Source organism: Lentzea roselyniae, assembly GCF_039537795.1.
In the GTDB taxonomy this organism is placed as follows: domain Bacteria; phylum Actinomycetota; class Actinomycetes; order Mycobacteriales; family Pseudonocardiaceae; genus Lentzea; species Lentzea atacamensis.
Map to the genome: position 1 here is coordinate 12829 of NZ_BAABBE010000053.1, position 18208 is coordinate 31036.

The 18208-nt window shown below is 67.6% G+C and carries 16 protein-coding genes; 8 read left to right on the plus strand and 8 right to left on the minus strand.

Translation table 11 applies throughout. The features are described from left to right. On the minus strand, nt 1–600 hold the full coding sequence (locus ABFX45_RS43195; protein ID WP_109640453.1) for a hypothetical protein: 600 nt from the start codon (nt 598–600) through the stop codon (nt 1–3). A 144-nt stretch (nt 601–744) separates the two neighbouring features. On the opposite strand from ABFX45_RS43195, the gene ABFX45_RS43200 reads away from it, so the two are divergent. From ABFX45_RS43200 to ABFX45_RS43225, 6 genes are all read left to right on the plus strand, one after another. Beyond that, a complete protein-coding gene (locus ABFX45_RS43200) occupies nt 745–1917 on the plus strand; it encodes an acetoin utilization protein AcuC (protein ID WP_109640452.1) in 1173 nt (390 codons plus the stop codon). A gap of 6 nt (nt 1918–1923) precedes the next feature. Then, nucleotides 1924–4548 (plus strand): bifunctional acetate--CoA ligase family protein/GNAT family N-acetyltransferase, encoded by a 2625-nt coding sequence (locus tag ABFX45_RS43205; RefSeq protein ID WP_346136894.1) that lies wholly within the window; start codon nt 1924–1926, stop codon nt 4546–4548. Between the two features lie 236 nt (nt 4549–4784). Further along, complete coding sequence (locus tag ABFX45_RS43210) at nt 4785–5528, plus strand: glutamate ABC transporter substrate-binding protein (protein WP_346136895.1); 744 nt, start codon at nt 4785–4787, stop codon at nt 5526–5528. Nucleotides 5529–5559: 31 nt separating this feature from the next. Further along, complete coding sequence (locus tag ABFX45_RS43215; protein ID WP_346136897.1) at nt 5560–6327, plus strand: GntR family transcriptional regulator; 768 nt, start codon at nt 5560–5562, stop codon at nt 6325–6327. 38 nt (nt 6328–6365) lie between these two features. Next, the gene (locus ABFX45_RS43220; protein ID WP_346136899.1) at nt 6366–9935 is read left to right on the plus strand and encodes a hypothetical protein; all 3570 of its coding nucleotides are present in this window, start codon (nt 6366–6368) and stop codon (nt 9933–9935) included. A gap of 98 nt (nt 9936–10033) precedes the next feature. Further along, nucleotides 10034–10429: a hypothetical protein gene (locus tag ABFX45_RS43225; RefSeq protein ID WP_233440098.1), complete on the plus strand. Its 396-nt coding sequence runs from the start codon at nt 10034–10036 to the stop codon at nt 10427–10429. Between the two features lie 68 nt (nt 10430–10497). On the opposite strand, the gene ABFX45_RS43230 is transcribed toward ABFX45_RS43225, so the two are convergent. The 6 genes from ABFX45_RS43230 to ABFX45_RS43255 form a co-directional block, all read right to left on the minus strand. Then, entirely contained in the window at nt 10498–10986 is a 489-nt protein-coding gene (locus ABFX45_RS43230; protein WP_346136901.1) for a hypothetical protein, read from the minus strand. Continuing rightward, complete coding sequence (locus ABFX45_RS43235) at nt 10979–11563, minus strand: hypothetical protein (RefSeq protein ID WP_346136903.1); 585 nt, start codon at nt 11561–11563, stop codon at nt 10979–10981. The genes ABFX45_RS43230 and ABFX45_RS43235 overlap by 8 nt, the downstream gene beginning before the upstream one ends. A 67-nt stretch (nt 11564–11630) precedes the next feature. Further along, on the minus strand, nt 11631–12809 hold the full coding sequence (locus ABFX45_RS43240) for an RtcB family protein (RefSeq protein ID WP_109640444.1): 1179 nt from the start codon (nt 12807–12809) through the stop codon (nt 11631–11633). 10 nt (nt 12810–12819) lie between these two features. Continuing rightward, nucleotides 12820–13491, minus strand: a complete 672-nt coding sequence (locus tag ABFX45_RS43245; RefSeq protein WP_346136905.1) for a hypothetical protein — start codon at nt 13489–13491, stop codon at nt 12820–12822. Between the two features lie 50 nt (nt 13492–13541). After that, nucleotides 13542–14342, minus strand: coding sequence for an ABC transporter permease (locus tag ABFX45_RS43250; RefSeq protein ID WP_109640442.1), 801 nt, complete (start codon nt 14340–14342; stop codon nt 13542–13544). Continuing rightward, entirely contained in the window at nt 14339–15295 is a 957-nt protein-coding gene (locus tag ABFX45_RS43255; RefSeq protein WP_346136907.1) for an ATP-binding cassette domain-containing protein, read from the minus strand. The genes ABFX45_RS43250 and ABFX45_RS43255 overlap by 4 nt, the downstream gene beginning before the upstream one ends. Nucleotides 15296–15393: 98 nt before the next feature. On the opposite strand from ABFX45_RS43255, the gene ABFX45_RS43260 reads away from it, so the two are divergent. Together ABFX45_RS43260 and cpt are read left to right on the plus strand one after the other, a co-directional pair. Then, nucleotides 15394–16713: an NAD(P)-binding domain-containing protein gene (locus ABFX45_RS43260; RefSeq protein ID WP_109640440.1), complete on the plus strand. Its 1320-nt coding sequence runs from the start codon at nt 15394–15396 to the stop codon at nt 16711–16713. 327 nt (nt 16714–17040) lie between these two features. Next, nucleotides 17041–17586 (plus strand): chloramphenicol phosphotransferase CPT, encoded by a 546-nt coding sequence (cpt, locus tag ABFX45_RS43265; RefSeq protein WP_346136910.1) that lies wholly within the window; start codon nt 17041–17043, stop codon nt 17584–17586. On the opposite strand, the gene ABFX45_RS46715 is transcribed toward cpt, so the two are convergent. After that, nucleotides 17583–18068, minus strand: a complete 486-nt coding sequence (locus ABFX45_RS46715) for an SPASM domain-containing protein (protein ID WP_428834292.1) — start codon at nt 18066–18068, stop codon at nt 17583–17585. The genes cpt and ABFX45_RS46715 overlap by 4 nt on opposite strands. Nucleotides 18069–18208 lie beyond the last annotated feature (140 nt).

Below are 18208 nucleotides of genomic sequence, written 5' to 3' on the forward strand. Positions count from 1 at the left end.
TCAGGCGTTGGGGATGCGTTCGAAGCCCTGGGTGGCGAGTTTCAGGGCGGTGGCGCAGGTGTCCAGTTCCTCGATGGCCACCACGCTCACCGAGAAGGCTGGAGCGAGGGCGGCCGGGTCGTCGGTCAGCATGACGGTGACCTGGCAGTCCTCCTTCGAGGCGCTGACCTGCCAGGCTGTGTTGCCGCCGATTTCGATCTGCTTCTTCTCGCCCTCCTGGCCTGCTACGTCGGGGGCGATGACCATCTGGGTGATGAGGGTCGTGGGACCGGTGGTGGCGTGGATGCAGCCGCCGTCCGTTGAGGACTTGCCGCCGGTCGCCGCTTCGATGTCCGCGGCTTTGAGGACGCCGCAGGTTTCCAGGCCGGTGGCCTTCTTCTTCGTGGTGATCTTGGTGTCGCCCTGTGGTTTCGGGGCGGTGGGGTCCGCGGGCTTCGAGGGCGAGGTACTGGTGGGAGCCTTCTTCGAGGTTGCGGGCGGGGTGGCGGGGGCCGCGTTGGGGTCGGCCGCGGCTGAGCCCTTGACCTGTTGGCTGCAGCCTGTGACGGCGGCGAGGGGCAGGATCAGCGCTAGGAGGATGGCCGCTGGTCGCAGGTGCATGTCGCCTCTGACCCCTGTTCGGTCGGATCGGTTCCGGGCGTTCGTGGCCGGGGTGCGACTGTAGGCGGCCTGAGGATGGTGGGCACGTGGGGCGACCGAGATGTGATCACCGGTTGAGCCGATCGGTGGGTAGGTTGCTGGACTATGGGTAAGCCAGCCGCTGTTGTCTGGGATCGGTCCTTCCTGGGGTATGACCTCGGTGGCGACCATCCGCTCAATCCCGTCCGGCTTGATCTGACCGTCCGGCTCGCCACGGCGCTCGGGGTGCTTGAGGGCGTCGAGTTGCGGGTGCCCGAGGCGGCCAGCGACGAGGAGATCGAGCTGGTGCATCGGCCCGGGTATTTGAGCGCCGTGCAGGCGGCGCCCACGGCCGGGTGGGATGTCGGGCACGGGCTGGGGACGCCGGACAACCCGGTCTTCGAGCGGATGCACGAGGCTTCGGCGTTGGTGGTCGGCGGGTCGTTGGTGGCGGCTCGGGCCATTGCGTCGGGTGAGGTGGATCGGGCGGTCAACATCGCCGGTGGGTTGCACCACGCGATGCCGGACAGTGCGGCTGGGTTTTGCGTCTACAACGACTGCGCGGTGGCCATCGAGTGGTTGTTGCGCAACGGGGTGGAGCGCATCGCGTATGTGGATGTCGATGTGCATCACGGGGACGGGGTGCAGACGGCGTTCTGGGACGACCCGCGGGTGTTGACGGTCTCGTTGCATCAGCATCCGATGAGCCTGTGGCCTGGGACCGGGTGGGCCGGTGAGGTCGGTGGTGCCGGGGCCGAGGGCAGTGCGGTCAACGTGCCGTTGCCGGCGGGGACGCGCGACGGTGCGTGGTTGCGGGCGTTTCACGCGACGGTGCCGGCGTTGCTCAAGGCGTTCAGGCCTCAGGTGCTGGTCACGCAGTGCGGTGTCGACACGCACCGGGAGGATCCGCTCGCGGACCTGGCGTTGAGCGTCGACGGGCATCGGGCGATCTACCAGGCGTTCCGGGACTTGGTGAACGAGCACGGGTTCAAGTGGCTGGCGCTCGGGGGCGGCGGGTACGAGCTGCTCAGGGTTGTGCCGCGGTCGTGGACGCACCTGCTGGCGACGGTGCTGGACCGCGATGTGGACCCGAACCGGCCGTTGCCCGCGGACTGGGTGGCGCATGCGACACGCATCGCACCTGACTGGCCGTTGCCTGCGTCGATGACTGATGAGTGCGACGCTGGGTACCAACCGTGGGGCGGGGACGCGGAGGAGCCGGTGGACAAGGCGATTCGCGACACCCGGCGCGCGGTGTTCCCGTTGCACGGACTTGATCCCGACGACCCCAGGGACTGAAAGCCAGTGGCCGCTGCCAGAGATCCGTTCGACTTCCCCCGGCACTGGGAGGCGGACGTCGTCCTCAGCGACGGCGGCACCGTCCACCTGCGACCGATCACGCCGGACGACGGCGAGAAGCTGCGGGAGTTCCACGGCAGGCTGTCCGAGCGGACGCGGTACTTCCGCTACTTCGGGCCCTATCCGCGAATCCCGCAGCGCGACCTCGAACGGTTCAGCACCGTCGACCACCACGACCGCGTGGCGCTCGTCGCGTTGCTCGGGGACGACATCGTCGCGGTCGGGCGGTTCGACCGGCTGCACGGCGGGGAGAGCGCCGAGGTCGCGTTCGTCGTCGAGGACGGGCATCAGGGGCGCGGGCTGGGCAGCATCCTGCTCGAACACCTCGCCGCGGCCGCCAGAGAAGTCGGGCTCACGCGGTTCGAGGCCGAGGTGCTGGCCGAGAACGGGCAGATGGTCCGGGTGTTCCGCGACGCCGGCTACCAGGTCAGCAGGGCGTTCGAAGAGGGCGTGCTGCATCTGGAGTTCGCGATCGACCCCACCGACGAGTCCGTCGCCGTCGCCAGAGCGCGCGAGCAGGCCGCAGAGGCCCGCAGCGTGCACAACCTGCTGCACCCGAGATCGGTCGCGGTCATCGGCGCCTCCAGCGATCCGACCAAGATCGGGCACGCGGTCCTCAAGAACCTCCTCGAAGCCGACTTCAACGGGCCCGTCTACCCGGTCAACGCCGAGCACCGCGCCGTCAGGGGCGTCCGGGCCTACCCGACCGTGCTCGACATCCCCGACGACGTCGACCTCGCCGTCGTCGCCGTCCCAGCGGCCAGCGTCGACGAGGTCATGGACGCGTGCCTCGCCAAAGGCGTGAAGGCGCTCGTCGTCGTGAGTTCGGGCTACGGCGAGACGGGTCCGGACGGTCTGTCGGCCGAGCGCAGGCTCGCGGCCGAGGCGAGAGCGCACGGCATGCGTGTCGTCGGTCCCAACGCGCTCGGCGTGCTCAACCTCGACCCCAAGGTCAGGCTCAACGCGAGCCTCGCCCCGAAGCTCCCGGCACGCGGCCGTGCGGGCTTCTTCTGCCAATCAGGCGCCCTTGGCACGGCCATCCTCGCCAACGCCGCGGGCTGGGGCCTCGGCCTGTCCACGTTCGTCTCGGCGGGCAACCGCGCCGACGTCTCCGGCAACGACCTGCTGCAGTACTGGGAGACCGACCCCTCGACCGACGTCGTCCTTCTCTACCTGGAGTCGTTCGGCAACCCGCGCAAGTTCGCGAGGCTCGCGCGACGGCTCGGCCGCACGAAGCCCATTGTCGCGGTGAAGTCGGGACGGCACGCGGTCGTCCCCGGCCTCGCCGCCACCGGCGCGAAGGTCGACGAGGCGAGCGTCCAGGCGCTGTTCGAGCAGGCCGGCGTGATCAGGGTCGACTCGCTGGCCCAGCTGTTCGACACCGCGCTCCTGCTGGCCAATCAACCGCTGCCCAAGGGCAAGCGCGTCGCGGTCGTCGGCAACTCCACCGCCATCGGGTTGCTGGCCGCCGACACGCTGCTCGCCCAAGACCTCGAGCTCGCGGGCGAGCCCGTCGACGTCGGCGCCCAGGCGACGCCGGAGGAGTTCGCCAAGGCCGTCCAGGAAGCGGCCGTCCGTCCCGCCACGGATGCTCTCGTCGTCGTGTTCGTGCCACCCATCGCCGTCCCCGGCACGGCCTATGCCCGTGCGCTCAGGGAAGCCGTGCACGGCACGAAACCGATCGTCTCCACGTTCCTCGCGGTCGAAGGAATTCCGGAGGAGCTGCGGGTTCCCGGGAAAGGTTCCATTCCCAGCTACGCCAGTCCGGAACGCGCCGTTCTCGCATTGGCCCGCGTCATCCGCTACGCCCGCTGGCGCGCCGCACCCCAGGGCAACTTCACTCGCCCGGACGGTATCGACACCGAACATGCACGGTCCATTGTGGACAACACTGAGACCGAAAGCCTGCTGGACGACGACAAGGCCGTCGAGCTCCTGAACTGCTACGGCATCGACGTCGTCCCGTTCCGCATCGCCCACAGCGCCGAGGAGGCGGCAGCAGCCGCCGACGAGCTTGGCTACCCGGTCGCGATGAAGGCCACCAGCGAACGCCTCCGCCACCGCACCGACCTCGTCGGTGTACGGCTCGACATCGCGCAGCAGGAATCGGTCAAGGCCGCCTACCACGACCTCGCGGCGCTGAGCGGCAAACCGGGCGTGTACGTGCAACGCATGGCGCCCAAGGGAGTCAGTTGCGTTCTCGGCCTGCAGGACGATCCGAGCTTCGGCACGTTGGTCTGGTTCGGACTGTCGGGTCTCGTCAGCGATCTTCTGGGCGACCGCGCCTACCGGGCGGTACCCCTCACCGACACCGACGCCGCGGAACTCGTTGCCGCGCCGAAAGCCGCGCCGTTGCTCACCGGTTACCGCGGCGACGAACCCGCGGACCTGAAAGCACTTCAGGACCTGGTACTCCGTTTGGCGGCACTGGCGGAGGACCTCCCGGAAGTCCGCTCGCTCAAACTCGAACCCGTTCTTGCTTCTGCCGCAGGGGCTTTCGTCAGCAGCGCGCGCGTAGTCATCGGCCCACCTCCGTCCCTGCACGACGCCGGTCCGCGCCGCTTGCGCTGACTCGCCGACCGCAACGATTCCGTTGTCTCATTCGCGCAGAGGTATGGACATGCGTCGGATAGCCGCCTAGGTTTCCCGGCATCGCCGAGCAACGCTGCCAAGGTGCGTCGGCGCATGCCCGTGGAATCTCGCTGTAAGAGGGACGAATGACGCCGAGAGCGCTCCTCCGCCTGGTGGCGACAACATGTGCGGCTCTGCTTCTCCTCGCCTCGTGCGCGGGTGGCGACGAGTCCACGATGGTTGGAAAGGTCAGCGCGAACGACCGCATGGTCATCGCCGTGTCGTTCGACCAGCCGGGGATGGCGGTTCGCAGGCTCGACGGCAGCTACCGCGGTTTCGACGTCGACGTCGCGAAGTTCATCGCGAACGAGCTGGGCGTCAAGGAGCAGGACATCACCTGGAAGGAAGCGCAGCCCGGCAACCGGGAGACGCTGCTGACCAGCGGTGAGGCCGACATGGTCGTCTCCACCTACTCGATCACGGACAAGCGCAAGGAGATCGTCGACTTCGTCGGCCCGTACTTCGTCGCGGGCCAGGACCTGCTGGTGCGCATGAACGAGAGCCGCATCGAGGGCCCGAAGTCGCTCAACGCCAGCCTGCGCCTCTGCTCCACCGCGGGCTCAACGTCCGCCGCGTACGTGAAGGACCAGTTCGCCAAGGACGTGAATCTGGTCGAGTACGCGAAGTTCAGCGACTGCGTCACGGCGCTGCTGGCCAACAACGTCGACGCCGTCACCACCGACGACGTCCTGCTCGCGGGCTACGCCGCCCAGAACCCGGAGCTCCTGCGGGTCGTCGGTGACCCGTTCAGCAAGGAGGAGTACGGCGTCGGCCTGCGCCGCAACGACCCCGCCAGCAAGGCGAAGGTCCAGGCAGCGTTGCAGAAGATGATCGACTCGGGCGCCTGGCGGGAGTCGCTGGAGGTCAACATCGGATCTTCCGGCTACAAGATCCCCGACCCGCCGAAGCTGGCCCCCTGATCGCACAGAAGGTGACGTATGCTCACGCCACGTGAACCGCGTCCCGCCGCACCGTGCTGATCGACCCGTTCGCGCGGGCATTCCCGAACACGGCCGAGTCCCGCGCTACTACGCGGTCAAGGCCGAGCTCTTCGACCTCGTCGAGACCCTCGGCGAAGGCACGGTCCTGCCGTCCGAACGCGAGCTCGCCGAACGGTTCTCCGTCTCGCGCGTCACGCTCCGCCAGGCCGTCAGCGAACTGGTGCTCGAAGGCAAGCTCATCCGCCGCCAGGGCAGTGGCACGTTCGTCGCGCCGCCGAAGCTCGTCCAGCCGTTGTCGCTGGTCAGCTACACCGAGGGCATGCGACGCCAGGGTGTCGAACCGGCCCGCACGGTGATCACGCTCGAGGAGCTCAGCGCCGACGAGGGCCTCTCCCGCGACCTGATGCTCGAACCGGGCGACCCGGTCGTGCACCTCGAACGGGTCCTGCTCGCCGACGACGAGCGCATCGGCCTCGAGTCGACGTACCTGAGCAGCCGCCGCTTCCCCGACCTGATGGACAAGCTCGACCCCGCGGGATCGCTCTACGCCTGCCTCACCGAACGCCTCGGCGTGCGCTTCGCAGAGGCGGAGGAACGCGTCGAGACCGTGCTGGCCACACCGCGCGAGGCGCTGCTCATCGGCACGAACCCGGCGCTGCCGATGCTGCTGCTGCACCGCGTCTCCTACGACGTCGACGGCCACCCGATCGAACGCGCCCGGTCGCTGTACCGGGGTGATCGGTTCAGTTTCGTCGCGCGGCTGCACGCCGACCGTTAGGAACGGAACAGAACCGGTCTCCGAGGCGTCTGAGGATCATGGCGCTGGAATCGGAGATCGGGCTCGTTGGCAGGGACGACATCACCGCCCTGGTGGAGTCGCTGGTGGAGCGCCGCCACAAACAGCCGCTGCCGGTGATCGTCGCGTTCGGTCCCGGTGGCAGCGGCAAGACGTCGCTGCTCGACCACGTCCGCCGGCGCTACCGCGACGCGCCCACCGCCAAGGTCGACCTCGACCGGGCGGGTTCCCGTTCCTGCAAGGACATCCTCGACGTCGCCGCCGAGCAGCTGAGGTCCTACCAGCACGCCGAGTTCGGGCGGATGCGGCTGCCGCGCTACGACCTCGCCCGTCTCGCGCTGTACAACGAGCCCGCCGACGACCCGCACCACCGCGCGCGTGAGCTCGCCGCCAAGCAGATGACCCGGCTCGTCGCGGTCGCCGACGCCGCCGAGGTCGTCGAGATGCTGCCACCCGCGCAAGGCCTCGGGAAGGTGCTCAGGCCACTTCTGCTGTGGCTCATCGGACTCGCCGTCATCGCGCCGCGGCCGTTGCGCTGGCTGCTGGGCGGGCCGCGTGTCGCGAGTGCGTTGCGGTGGTTCGAGAACTACGTCGGGCACGAACTGAAGTCCGGTCAGCGGCTGAAGTTCGACGCCGCACTCGTGCACACGTGGAGCCTCAACCGTTCCGGCGACACGCTGGAGATCGACAGGCTGCTCGTCGCCGCGTTCCTCGCCGACATCACCGCCGCCTACCGGTTCCGCGGCTACCGCAGGATGAACAGCCTGCTGCTGCTCGACGGGGCCGACCTGCTCGACGGCATCGACTCCTACCTGCCACCGCAACGGCCACGGCCCGCCGCCCGCGCCACCGACTTCCTGAGCCTGGTCGCCGAGCGGCGCGTCAAGGAACCGCACGTGCCGCTGCTCGTGATCGCCACCAAGCAGTCCGCGCCGTCGTTACCCGACTCGGCACCATCGGTGTTCCTGCCGGTGCGCCTGGAGCCGTTCACGCTGGCGCAGACGCGGCAGTTCCTCGCCGAGTGGAACCGCACCCGCAACAGCACGGTCGAGTCCGAGGCGCTCGTCGAGGAGCTGCAGGAGGTCACGCACGGCCACCCGCTCGCGGTCCGGCTCGCCATCCAGCTCGTGCAGTTCGTGTTCGCGCGCGACCAGGTGCTGCCGTCGGTGCGCGTGGTGTTCGACGAACGGCTACCGGTCGACGAGACCACGACGTTCCAGGACGCCACGGTCGGCGACTACCTGCTTCTCCGCTTCTTCCAACGGATTCCCGGCGCGGAGGAGATGCCGGAACGCGAGGCCGCGCGCGAGATCTTCGCCCGCCTCGCCGCCCCGCGCCTGCTCGACCGGCACGTGATCCGCGCGCTGCTTCCGTCGACGTGGTCGGCGGAGAACATGCGTGCTCTGCTGGCACAGCTGAGCTTTGTGAGCCAGCAGGGCGACAACTTCGTGCTGCACCCGTTGTTGCGCGATCTGCTGGCGCGCCGGCTTCGCGAGGTTCCCGAGGACCAGCTGTTCTCGCACCGCAACGTCCATCGGTTGCTGAAGGATCGCTACGACAGCCTCGGGCAACGCGAGGACGCGCTCTACCACGCGCTCGCGCTCGGCGAAGTCCACCTCGTCGCGCATCGCCTGCGCCCGCACGTCGACGAACGCAGTGACCGCTGGATCGCCGAGCTCGCCGCCATCGCCGAGGCCCCGATGCCGCCGGGCGAGGGCGAACCGGAGTTCGGCGAAGAACCGCGCACGTGGTGGGAACGCCTGCGCAGTGACATCAAGGGCAAGGACGCGAAACGCACCCTCCACCGCCGTTACGACCGCGTGGTGCGGCCGGAAACCGGGCTGCTGGAGGACGCCGTCATCGCGACCTGGGAACTGCGTTCGCTCAGCAGGATCGTGCGGCCGACGGTCGAGATGTACGACCAGGTGTTGCGCACCCACCAGGAGCTCAACGGCGCCGAGGAACGCCTGACCGCTTACCGCGCAACGAAACGCGCTCGAACACAACACGCCCGCATCACCACCGGCGCCGTTGCCGCGCTCGTCCGGCGTCGGCCGCTACCCGTATCCGCGGCGCTGGCCCGGTCGCAACGCGTTGCGGCGCGTGGCTGTCTACCTCGTCGTCGCGCTGCTAGTGTTGTACGGCGCGGCTTTCTACCTCCAGGACAGCAACAACTGCTTGCGCTACGGCGTCTACGAACCGGCGGAACTCGTGGCGGACCTCGCGGGCCGGCGCACCCGCCTGTCCAAATGGACGGAGTGCAATGCGTCGGCCTGAGTGAGAAACCCGGCCGGTTCGCCTACGGTGACCCGGCGTCGCAGAACAACGACGACGCGGAGGTCGAGGAGCTAGCGAAGCTCATCGCCGAGGAGAACGCCCGCGCCGCGAAGGTGAAGGACCGCAGCGTGGTCACGATCGTCGTCGCCACGATGCTCAGCTCCAGCGAGCGGGTGAAGCGCGACCTGTCCGCCGGAGTGAACGAGCTGCGCGGCACGTACCTGGCGCAGCGCGACTGGAACCAGCTCGACGGTCTCGGCCGCAATCCGTTGGTGCGCCTCGTACTCGCGAACTTCGGCGGCGAGTCCAGGTACGCGGAGAGGGTCGCGGAGGAGATCCGCGCGTACGCCGGCCGAGATCGGTCGGTGGTCGCGGTGACCGGTCTCGGGCAGAGCCGCGGCACCACGTTGGCCGCGCTCGGTGTGCTGGGCCCGTCGAAGGATCACCCGGACGGCATCCCGATGGTCGGCTCGTCCCTGTCGTCGACGAGCTTCAGCCAGAAGCCGTACTTCTTCCGCATCGCCCCGGCCAACGATCGTCAGGCACAGGTCGCCGCCAGGATGATCGAGCGCACCGAAGCGTTGCGGGGCCGCCCGTTGCACCTCCTGCGCAGCACAGGGGACGAGTACAGCTCGGATCTCGCGGAGGAGTTCCAGGACGTGCTCGCGCCGGAAGTGCACGACTACGACGAGACGGCGCACTCGGTCGCCGCGCAGCTCGGCAAGGTCGTGACGGACATCTGCAAGAAGACAACTAACCCGCTCATCCTCTACACGGGCCGCACCGCGGAGGTCGGCGGGTTGCTGACCGAGCTGAGCCACAGCAACTGCACCGACCCGGTGGTGTTCGGCGGCGACGACCTGACTCAGCTGGAGACGACGAACTTCACGGATCTGGAAGACGTCAAACGAATCGCCGACGGCAAGCTGTACTTCACAACGTTCGCGTGGCCACCTGGCCGTGAGCCGATTCCCCCGTCGACGCAACAGTTCTTCACCACTTACGAGGCGGCGCAAAAACGGCATGCGCGGAAGGCATTCCTTTCGGGCCCCAACGGACACGTTCTGCTTGCTTATGATGCCGTCAGCGTGGTCGCCCGCTCGACTGGTGTTGGGGCGACACGAGAAGCCGTCTTCGGGAAGCTGCGCACATTGAGTGACTTCCCCGGCGCGTCCGGGAGGCTGACGTTCGCCCGGCCCGGCGCGAGCGACCTGTCCGGTGCGGATCCGGCCGACAAGCTGGTCGTGGGCCAGATCGTCAAGCTGGACAACGGTTTCCTCGTGTCTCGATACGTGATGCACGAGGGTGCGTAACGGATCGGCGAAGTGACTGCGGGTCACCGGACCTCGTTTGCGCGCAGGAAGATACCGCCCGTTCGCACTCGTTTCCCGCTCAAGTCACGGAGGTACTGTTGACGGTACGAACTCTGGATGTCCGCAACGGTGCGGAGGAGCGGGGGTGTGCCGTGTCCTTCAAGGCGGAGTTCCTCGCTGAACTCGAGGACTGTCTGCGCGGCTACGGCGCGGTCCCGGTGAGCAATCCCGACGCACTCGCGTTGTTCATCGAGTTCGTGCGAGCTCTTCCGGAAAGCGACCAGAGGCTGCGCTGCCTCGAAGGTGTCGACCAGGGCTCCGGGTCGTTCTGGAACAACCCGGCGGTGTGGTGGGAGCAGGTGCCGCGGTTCGGCGCGGGGCTGCCGCGATGCGGATCGGCGGAGTGCCGCAAGTTGCTGGACGACATGCTCGATGAGGCCATCAGCGACGAGATCGACGTGCTGGAGATGGAAATCCGCGAGCTGCCCAGCTGATCGGGAAAGCCTGGAACATGCCTGCCGGCGCCGCCACCTGTTACGGCCGCGGCGCCGGGGCTACCAGTTCACTTCACGGCGACGAGCGACTTGAACAGTTCCCGATAACGGTGGAGAGCCAGTCGCAGGTCCTCTGTCTGTGGATCACCGTTTTCCTCGAGCTGCTTGGTGAGGGAACGGTGACGGGCGGTGAGCTCGCCGATCGCCCGCGTCACGAGTTCGTCCGCCTTGCGCACGGCCGCTTTCGGGTCGTCGACGAACTCGTACTGCACGGCCTGCCACTCGTCCTCGAGCCGCCCGGCGGTCCGTTCCTGTTGCTGGTGTTGCGCGGCGGCAGGCTTTTCCTGCTGGTGCTGCGGGGGAACCGGCTGCTGTTCCTGCCGGATGTCCTCGCGCTGCTCCTGTCGTTGTTCCTGCCGCGGATCCCGCGGGTCCTGCCGGGTGTCCTGCCGCGGATCCTGGCGCAGGTCGTGTTCACCCTGCCGCTGCTGAGGATGCGAGGGCGCCGACGCGGGGTCGTTCGTCACCGGAGCCTTCCTCACGGGTGTCTCAGACATCCGTCTTCTCCTTCCGCGCGGCCTCACGGTCCTTGCTGGGAGCCGCACCGTGTTCGAGCAGGTCGGTGAACAGTTCGCGGTAGTGCACCATCGCGGTGCGCAGGTCCTCGGTGCTCGCTTCGCCGATCTCCTGGCGTTCGGAGATGTCGTGCGCCTTGCGGTAGTGCTCAAGGGTCCGGGCGTGTTCCACCGACAGGACGCTCAGCTGCGCCTCGTAACCCTCGGTGGGATAGCCGCGCTCGGCCATCAGATCGGTGACCAGCCGGTCCGCTTCCGTGATCGCCTTTTCCGGCGAGTCCACGAACTTCGCCTGCACGCCTGCCCAGTGCCGCCGGTAACTCTCCTGTGCCGCAGGGGAAAGCGGCTTCAGGTCGAACTCGCTGTGCTGGCGTTCCCGTGCGGCGAGTTCCTTCTCCGCGGCCGTTCTGCTGTCGCTCTGCTCGACCGCGTGGTCGTACTCGGGGCCGAAGCGGTCGCGCAACCTCTTGCGCTGCATGGCGGGCCTCAGCACGAATGCGAGGACCACCAGCACCACGAGAACCGCGACCACAAGGCCGATGATGGCGCCCGTTGACATGGAAAACCTCCAAGACAGGCAAAAACTCTGCTGTCCGGAGGCTTCCCGTTGTCCCGGCGGAGAAACATCAACCCTTGATACAAACCACCTGCTTGAGCTTGGCGACCACCTCGACCAGGTCGGACTGGTTCGCCATCACGGTGTCGATGTCCTTGTAGGCGGCCGGAATCTCGTCCACCACACCGGCGTCCTTGCGGCACTCGACACCACTTGTCTGGGCGGCGAGATCCTGCTCGGTGAACGTCTTGCGGGCCTTGTTGCGCGACATCCTGCGGCCGGCGCCGTGCGACGCCGACTCGAACGAGTCCGGGTTCCCGAGCCCGCGCACGATGTACGAGCCGGTGCCCATCGAGCCCGGGATGATGCCCAGCTCGCCACGTCCGGCACGGATCGCGCCCTTGCGGGTCACCAGCACGTCCTCACCGAAGTGGGTCTCCTCCGCCACGTAGTTGTGGTGGCAGGAGATCGGCTCCTCGAACCGGATGTGCGGGAACTCGGCGCGCAGCACGTCGCAGACCAAACGCAGCATGACCGCGCGGTTACGCCGCGCGTAGTCCTGCGCCCAGTAGAGGTCGTGCCGGTACGCCGCCATCTCGGGCGTGCCCGCGAGGAACACGGCGAGGTCCGGGTCCGGCAGCTCGGCGTTGTGCGCGAGCGTGCGCGCCACCGAGATGTGGTGCTGCGCCAGCTCGTTGCCGATACCGCGCGACCCGGAGTGCAGCATGACCCACACGCGCTGGTCGGTGTCGAGGCAGACCTCGAGGAAGTGGTTGCCGCCGCCGAGCGTGCCCATCTGGTGCATCGCCTTGTCGGCGCGCGCCTTCACGGCAGGCGTCAGATCGTCGAACTTCCTCCAGAACCCCGCCCAGTCGGACGCGTCCCTTTCGGTGAACGCCGTCGCCTTGTGCTGGGCGAAACCGACCGGGACCACGGCCTCCATGCGGGACCGCAGCCCGCGCAGTGTCTCCGGCAGGTCGCTGGCCGTGAGCGAGGTGCGCACGGCGGCCATGCCGCAGCCGATGTCCACGCCGACGGCCGCGGGGGAGACGGCGTCGCGCAACGCGATCACCGATCCCACCGTGGCACCCTTTCCGTAATGCACGTCCGGCATCACGGCGATGTGCTTGACGGCCCACGGCAGCGCGGAGATGTTCTGAAGCTGTCGCATGGCGAACTCCTCGACCTCGTCGGGCCGAGTCCACATGCGGATGTCCACGTTCTGGCCGCGGACCACGGTTGCTGCCATGACTACGAGGTTAGGCCGCGCTTTGCTTGATCCACAAAGGAGTTTCGGCGCTCACGAACTCCCACGTGCCTTTGCGCACCTTGGCCTTGCTCATGTCGCCGCCGATGTTCGTGACGAACGCGCGCACCGTCGGCAGGTCGTTGACGTCCGCGATCAGGATCGCCTTGTTCTGCAGCGTGACGCTGCCGCCGCCGAGCTTCTCGCGCGCGACCGCGTCCTTGAGGAGCCCTTCGCGGACCTGCCGCGCGGTGATGCCGCCGACCTCGACCTGGACGGCGTCGACCTTCGGCGAGTTCGCCGGCAGGAAGCGGAACGTCAGCACCGACTCCTGCCTGAACCGCTTGCTGATCGTCGAGGCGGTGTGGCGCAGGCTTTCCTCGTTGAGCGTGACGTCGAACTTGCGGGAGCGCTCGAACGTCGTCTGCTGCAGGCTGCTCGACCAGAACACCCCGTCGAGCAGTGTGGAGCGGGTGGTGACGCCGCCATTGGCGAGCACGATGCCGCGGACCTCGCGGTCGAACTCGACCAGCCTGTCCCGCAGTCGCGGGTCGTCCGGATCCGTGATGATCGCGGTGTTGTTCGTCGCGAAGATCTCCGGGCACGGCAGCGGCGCTCCCGCCGCCGTGCCCGTGGAGACCGTGATCGCCAGTACCGACATGACTGCCACGAGAAGCTTTCGCATGTGGCACAACGTATTGGTACTGGGGTCGCGGGGAACACACCCAATTCCGTTCAGCGGGCCACAGCGCGTTTGTACTGGTAGTTGGCCAGTGGAACGAAGATCAGCAGGAAGATCACCACCCAGCCGAGCGACGCGAGCACCGGGTGCTGCAGCGGCCACACGTCCGGCGGCGTCTGCAGGGGAGAGGTGTTGCCGAAGAGTTCACGGGCGGCCAGCGTCACGGCTGACACCGGGTTCCACTCGGCGATGTGGCGCAGCACCGAGGGCAGCCTCTCGGACTGCACGAACGTGTTCGCGATGTAGGTGATGGGGAACAGGAAGATGAAGCTCGCGTTGTTGAACACCTCGGGACTGCGCACCAGCAACCCGATCCACGCCATCGCCCATGAGAACGCGTAGGCGAACAGCAGCAGGATCCCGACGGCGGCCAGCGCCTCGAGCGGTGAGGAGTGGATCCGCCAGCCGACGATCAGCCCGGTGATCATCATGATGACGATGACCAGCGCGTTGTTGACCAGGTCGGACGTGGTGCGGCCGACCAGGACCGCCGAGCGCGCCATGGGCAGCGAGCGGAACCTGTCGATGATGCCCTTGGTGATGTCCTCGGCGAGACCGCTGCCGGTGATGGTGGCACCGAACAGCACCGTCTGCGCGAAGATGCCGGCCATCAGGAACTCGCGGTAGTCCATGCCGGGGATCTCGATCGACCCGCCGAAGACGTAGGCGAACAGCAGCACGAACATGATCGGCGCCGCGGTGGAGAACACCAGCAGGTCCGGTACACGCTTGATCTTGATGAGGTTGCGCTTGGCGACGACCGAACCGTCGGCGAGCGCCTGCAGCAGCTTCACTTGTCTTCCTCCCCTTCGGCGTGGTGGCCGGTCAGGGCCAGGAACACGTCGTCGAGCGTCGGGCGGCGCAGGCCGATGTCGAGGACCTTCACGGATTCGGCGTTCATGCGCCGGATCGCCTCCATCAGCACCGCGGACCCGCCCGCGACCGGCACGGTGAGGTGGTGCTGGCGTTCGTCGGACTCCATCGGGCCGACGGCGAGGTCGGTGAGCGCCGACATCGCCGTGGTGAGCTCGGCTGACGTGGCGACGGAGAGTTCCAGGCGTTCGCCGCCCACCTGGTCCTTCAGCTGGTCGGCGGTGCCTTCGGCGATCACCTTGCCGTGGTCGATGACGGCGATCTGGTCGGCGAGCCGATCGGCTTCCTCGAGGTACTGGGTGGTGAGCAGGAGGGTGGTGCCGCCTTTGACGAGCTCCTCGATCACGTCCCACATGCCGAGGCGGGACCGCGGGTCGAGGCCGGTCGTCGGCTCATCGAGGAACAGCACGCTCGGTTTCGCGACGAGCGCGCCGGCGAGGTCGAGGCGGCGGCGCATACCGCCGGAATAGCCCTTCACCGGGCGGTCGGCGGCGTTCTCGAGGTCGAACCGTTCGAGCAGCTCGCGGGCTCGCTCGCGGCTTCTGGCGCGCCCGAGGTGGTAGAGGCGGCCGACCATGTCGAGGTTCTCGAACCCGGTGAGGTTGTCGTCGACCGCGGCGTACTGGCCGGAGAGGCCGATGCTCCTGCGGAGCTCGTCCGCCTGCTTGCGGACGTCGAGACCGGCGACGCGCGCCGACCCCTCGTCGGCTTCGAGCAGGGTGGTGAACACCCGCACCGCCGTCGTCTTGCCCGCGCCGTTGGGTCCGAGCAGACCCATGATGGTGCCTTCTGGGACTGTGAGGTCCAGGCCGTTGAGTGCGACGACCGACCCGTAGCGTTTGACCAGGCCTTCGGCCACGATCGCGTCTGTCATGCGGGCATCATGGCCTTCCGGTCTGACAATTTCGCCCGGTTTAGGCCCGTGCACCGGGTGATTGACAGCCGGTTTGAACGTGAAAATACTTCAGGGTCATGGACCGCGTGTGTGTCATCGGGGCAGGCTCTTCCGGCATCGCCGCATGTCAGGTGCTCAGCGCCCGCGGCATCGAGTACGACTGCTACGAGACCGGATCCGAGGTCGGCGGCAACTGGCGCTACCTCAACGACAACGGCATGTCCTCCGCCTACCGGTCGCTCCACATCAACACCTCGCGGCAGATGATGGAGTTCAAGTCCTTCCCGATGCCCGCGCATCTGCCCGCCTACCCCTCGCACTTCCAGATCGCCGAGTACTTCGACGACTTCGTGAAGCACCACGGGTTCCGCGACCGCATTCAATTCCGAACCGAAGTCGTCTCGGTTTCTGTTGCTCCGGACGGCTATTCGGTCACCACCCGCGATCGCGATACGGGTTCCCTAGTCACGTCGTCGTACCGTTCGGTCATCGTGGCTAACGGGCACCACTGGTCGCCGCGGATGCCCGAACCGGCGTTTCCCGGATCGTTCGACGGTGAGGAGCTGCACGCGCACTTCTACAAGACGCCAGAACGATTCGCGGACAAGAAAGTGCTGGTTCTCGGCATCGGCAATTCGGCGTGCGACATCGCGGTGGAGTCGTCGCGGGTTGCTTCGCGGACTTGTCTGGCGATGCGGCGTGGGGCGCACATCATGCCGAAGTACCTGTTCGGGATGCCGACGGATCACCTGACGACCTCGTCGCTCGCCCGGTTCGCGCCCGCTTGGCTGCAGGCGCTGTCGCTTCGGGCGATGTTGCGGCTGGCTCGGGGGAAGCTCTCTTCCTACGGGCTGCCGGAGCCTTCGCACGGGATCCTGGCCGCGCATCCGACGGTGTCCGATGACCTGCTGACCCGGCTCGGGCACGGGGACATCACGGTGAAGCCGAACATCGCCCGGTTGGACGGGTCCGGAGTCGTGTTCTCCGATGGCAGCCGGGAGGACTTCGACGTCATCGTCTACTGCACCGGGTACAAGGTCGACTTCCCGTTCTTGGACTCCGGTGAGTTCTCGGCCGTGTCGTCCGCGGACAACGAGGTGTCGCTGTACCGGCGGGTCGTGGATCCGGGGCATCCCGGGCTGTACTTCCTCGGGTTGATCCAGCCGCTCGGGGCGATCATGCCGTTGGCTGAGGCTCAGGCCGAGTGGATCGCCGACCTCGTGTCAGGGCGGGCGGTGCTGCCGTCCGTGGCCGAGATGAAGGCGGAGATCACCGGTTACCGGGAGTCGTTGCGGAGCCGGTACGTGAAGTCGAAGCGGCACACGTTGGAGGTCGACTTCCTCGGGTACCTGCGGGAGCTGGCGCAGGAGCGGCGGGCCGGTGCTGCTCGTCGCTGACGGCTCGCTCGACTGATATATCGGCTGTCCACCGGCTCGTGCGTCCGCTGCTCCTCCGCCTCTTTGCAACGAGTCTTTTGACTTCGTCCGCAAACGTCTTTGCATCCGGCGTGTGGCGCCAGCCGATATATCAGTCGGCGTGAGCGTCGTGAGCTGCGGCTTAGCAATGGGTCTTTTGACGACGTCGTCAAAAGACCCATTGCTAAGGGGCGGTGGCTTGCCGGCCGCCAGGGGTGGAGGCGAGGGGCAGTGTGGGTGGGGCGGTGGCGGTTGCGGAGGTGGAAATGGATCGAGGGGCGGGTGGCGGTCTGGGTACGGTCGGGCCGTGTGTCCACGAGCGTGCAGGTGATCGTTCTCAACGGCGGGTCCAGCTCCGGCAAGTCGGGGATCGCCCGGTGTCTGCAGGCCGTGTTGCCTGAGGCCTGGCTGGCGATCGGGGTCGACACGCTGATCGACGTGATGCCGCCGCGGTTGCAGCTCGGGGCCGAGGGGATCGGTTTCGCGGACGGCGGGGAGATCACCGTCGGGGCGGAGTTCCGGTTGCTCGAGGACGCGTGGATGGAAGGGGTGGCTGCGATGGTGCGTGCTGGGGCGCGGGTGATCGTGGACGACGTGTTCCTCGGCGGGATCGAGTCTCTGCAGCGGTGGGAGAAGGCACTGGGCGGGCTCGACGTGCTCTGGGTCGGGGTGCGGTGCAATGCCGCTGTTGCCGCGGGGCGGGAGCTTGCGCGCGGCGATCGGGTTTCCGGGATGGCCGCGGTGCAGGCTGAGTTGGTGCATCGCGGGATGGACTACGACGTCGAGGTCGACACGACTCGTGCCGAGGCGATCGAGTGTGCCGAGGTGATCGCCGAGAGGGTCAAGATCGCCTAAATGCCGAGTGGGTCGTTGGGGGCGCACGATCCGCCGCCTTGGGGCCAGCTCGACGGGCCGACGGTCGTGGGCGAGGCGACTGCGGACAGTATTTCGGGTAGATCCGTGTGCAATATGTTGCCCAGTGAGATCCAACGGGCGAAGACACACGGCCAGACCTCGCCGGTGGGGGAGATGGCCACGGCGCCGTGGCCGCAGCGGCCGCACAGCTGGTCAGGGGTTGGGGAAGCGTTTGCGCCGCAGCCGATGCCGCGCAGGCGGTCGGTGCCGATGGTGGGGACGCCCAGCCGGGCGAGGCCGGCGCGTGCGGCGTGGGTGCGCTGCTGGCCAGTGCAATGTGGGTTCGCCGCCGATGAACTGAACCGAGTGTGCGCCGAGTTGCGCCAATTGGTCGATGGTCCGTGACCAATCCCGTGTTCCCATCGCGCCCTCAGTGCCGCGGGCCGGAGTCCGCGTAGCAGTGCGTACAGCTCAGTTGGCATTTGCCGGTGATCTCGAGCCTGTCACGATTTTTGTGTAAGCCAGAGGTGATTTGCTTACATTTGTAGGTTATCAGAAAAGTATGCGACCGGGGAAGAGGTTGATCAGTGTGTTCAATGCCACCTTCCAGCCGTGCGTTCCC

Excerpts from the sequence above, each read along its gene's own strand:
- ABFX45_RS43230 (WP_346136901.1), bottom strand. The coding sequence starts at position 10,986 with ATGTCTGAGACACCCGTGAGGAAGGCTCCGGTGACGAACGACCCCGCG.
- ABFX45_RS43200 (WP_109640452.1), top strand. The coding sequence starts at position 745 with ATGGGTAAGCCAGCCGCTGTTGTCTGGGATCGGTCCTTCCTGGGGTAT.
- ABFX45_RS43220 (WP_346136899.1), top strand. The coding sequence starts at position 6,366 with ATGGCGCTGGAATCGGAGATCGGGCTCGTTGGCAGGGACGACATCACC.
- ABFX45_RS46715 (WP_428834292.1), bottom strand. The coding sequence starts at position 18,068 with ATGCCAACTGAGCTGTACGCACTGCTACGCGGACTCCGGCCCGCGGCA.
- ABFX45_RS43255 (WP_346136907.1), bottom strand. The coding sequence starts at position 15,295 with ATGACAGACGCGATCGTGGCCGAAGGCCTGGTCAAACGCTACGGGTCG.
- ABFX45_RS43240 (WP_109640444.1), bottom strand. The coding sequence starts at position 12,809 with ATGGCAGCAACCGTGGTCCGCGGCCAGAACGTGGACATCCGCATGTGG.
- ABFX45_RS43245 (WP_346136905.1), bottom strand. The coding sequence starts at position 13,491 with ATGCGAAAGCTTCTCGTGGCAGTCATGTCGGTACTGGCGATCACGGTC.
- ABFX45_RS43235 (WP_346136903.1), bottom strand. The coding sequence starts at position 11,563 with ATGTCAACGGGCGCCATCATCGGCCTTGTGGTCGCGGTTCTCGTGGTG.
- ABFX45_RS43210 (WP_346136895.1), top strand. The coding sequence starts at position 4,785 with ATGGTTGGAAAGGTCAGCGCGAACGACCGCATGGTCATCGCCGTGTCG.
- ABFX45_RS43260 (WP_109640440.1), top strand. The coding sequence starts at position 15,394 with ATGGACCGCGTGTGTGTCATCGGGGCAGGCTCTTCCGGCATCGCCGCA.
- ABFX45_RS43195 (WP_109640453.1), bottom strand. The coding sequence starts at position 600 with ATGCACCTGCGACCAGCGGCCATCCTCCTAGCGCTGATCCTGCCCCTC.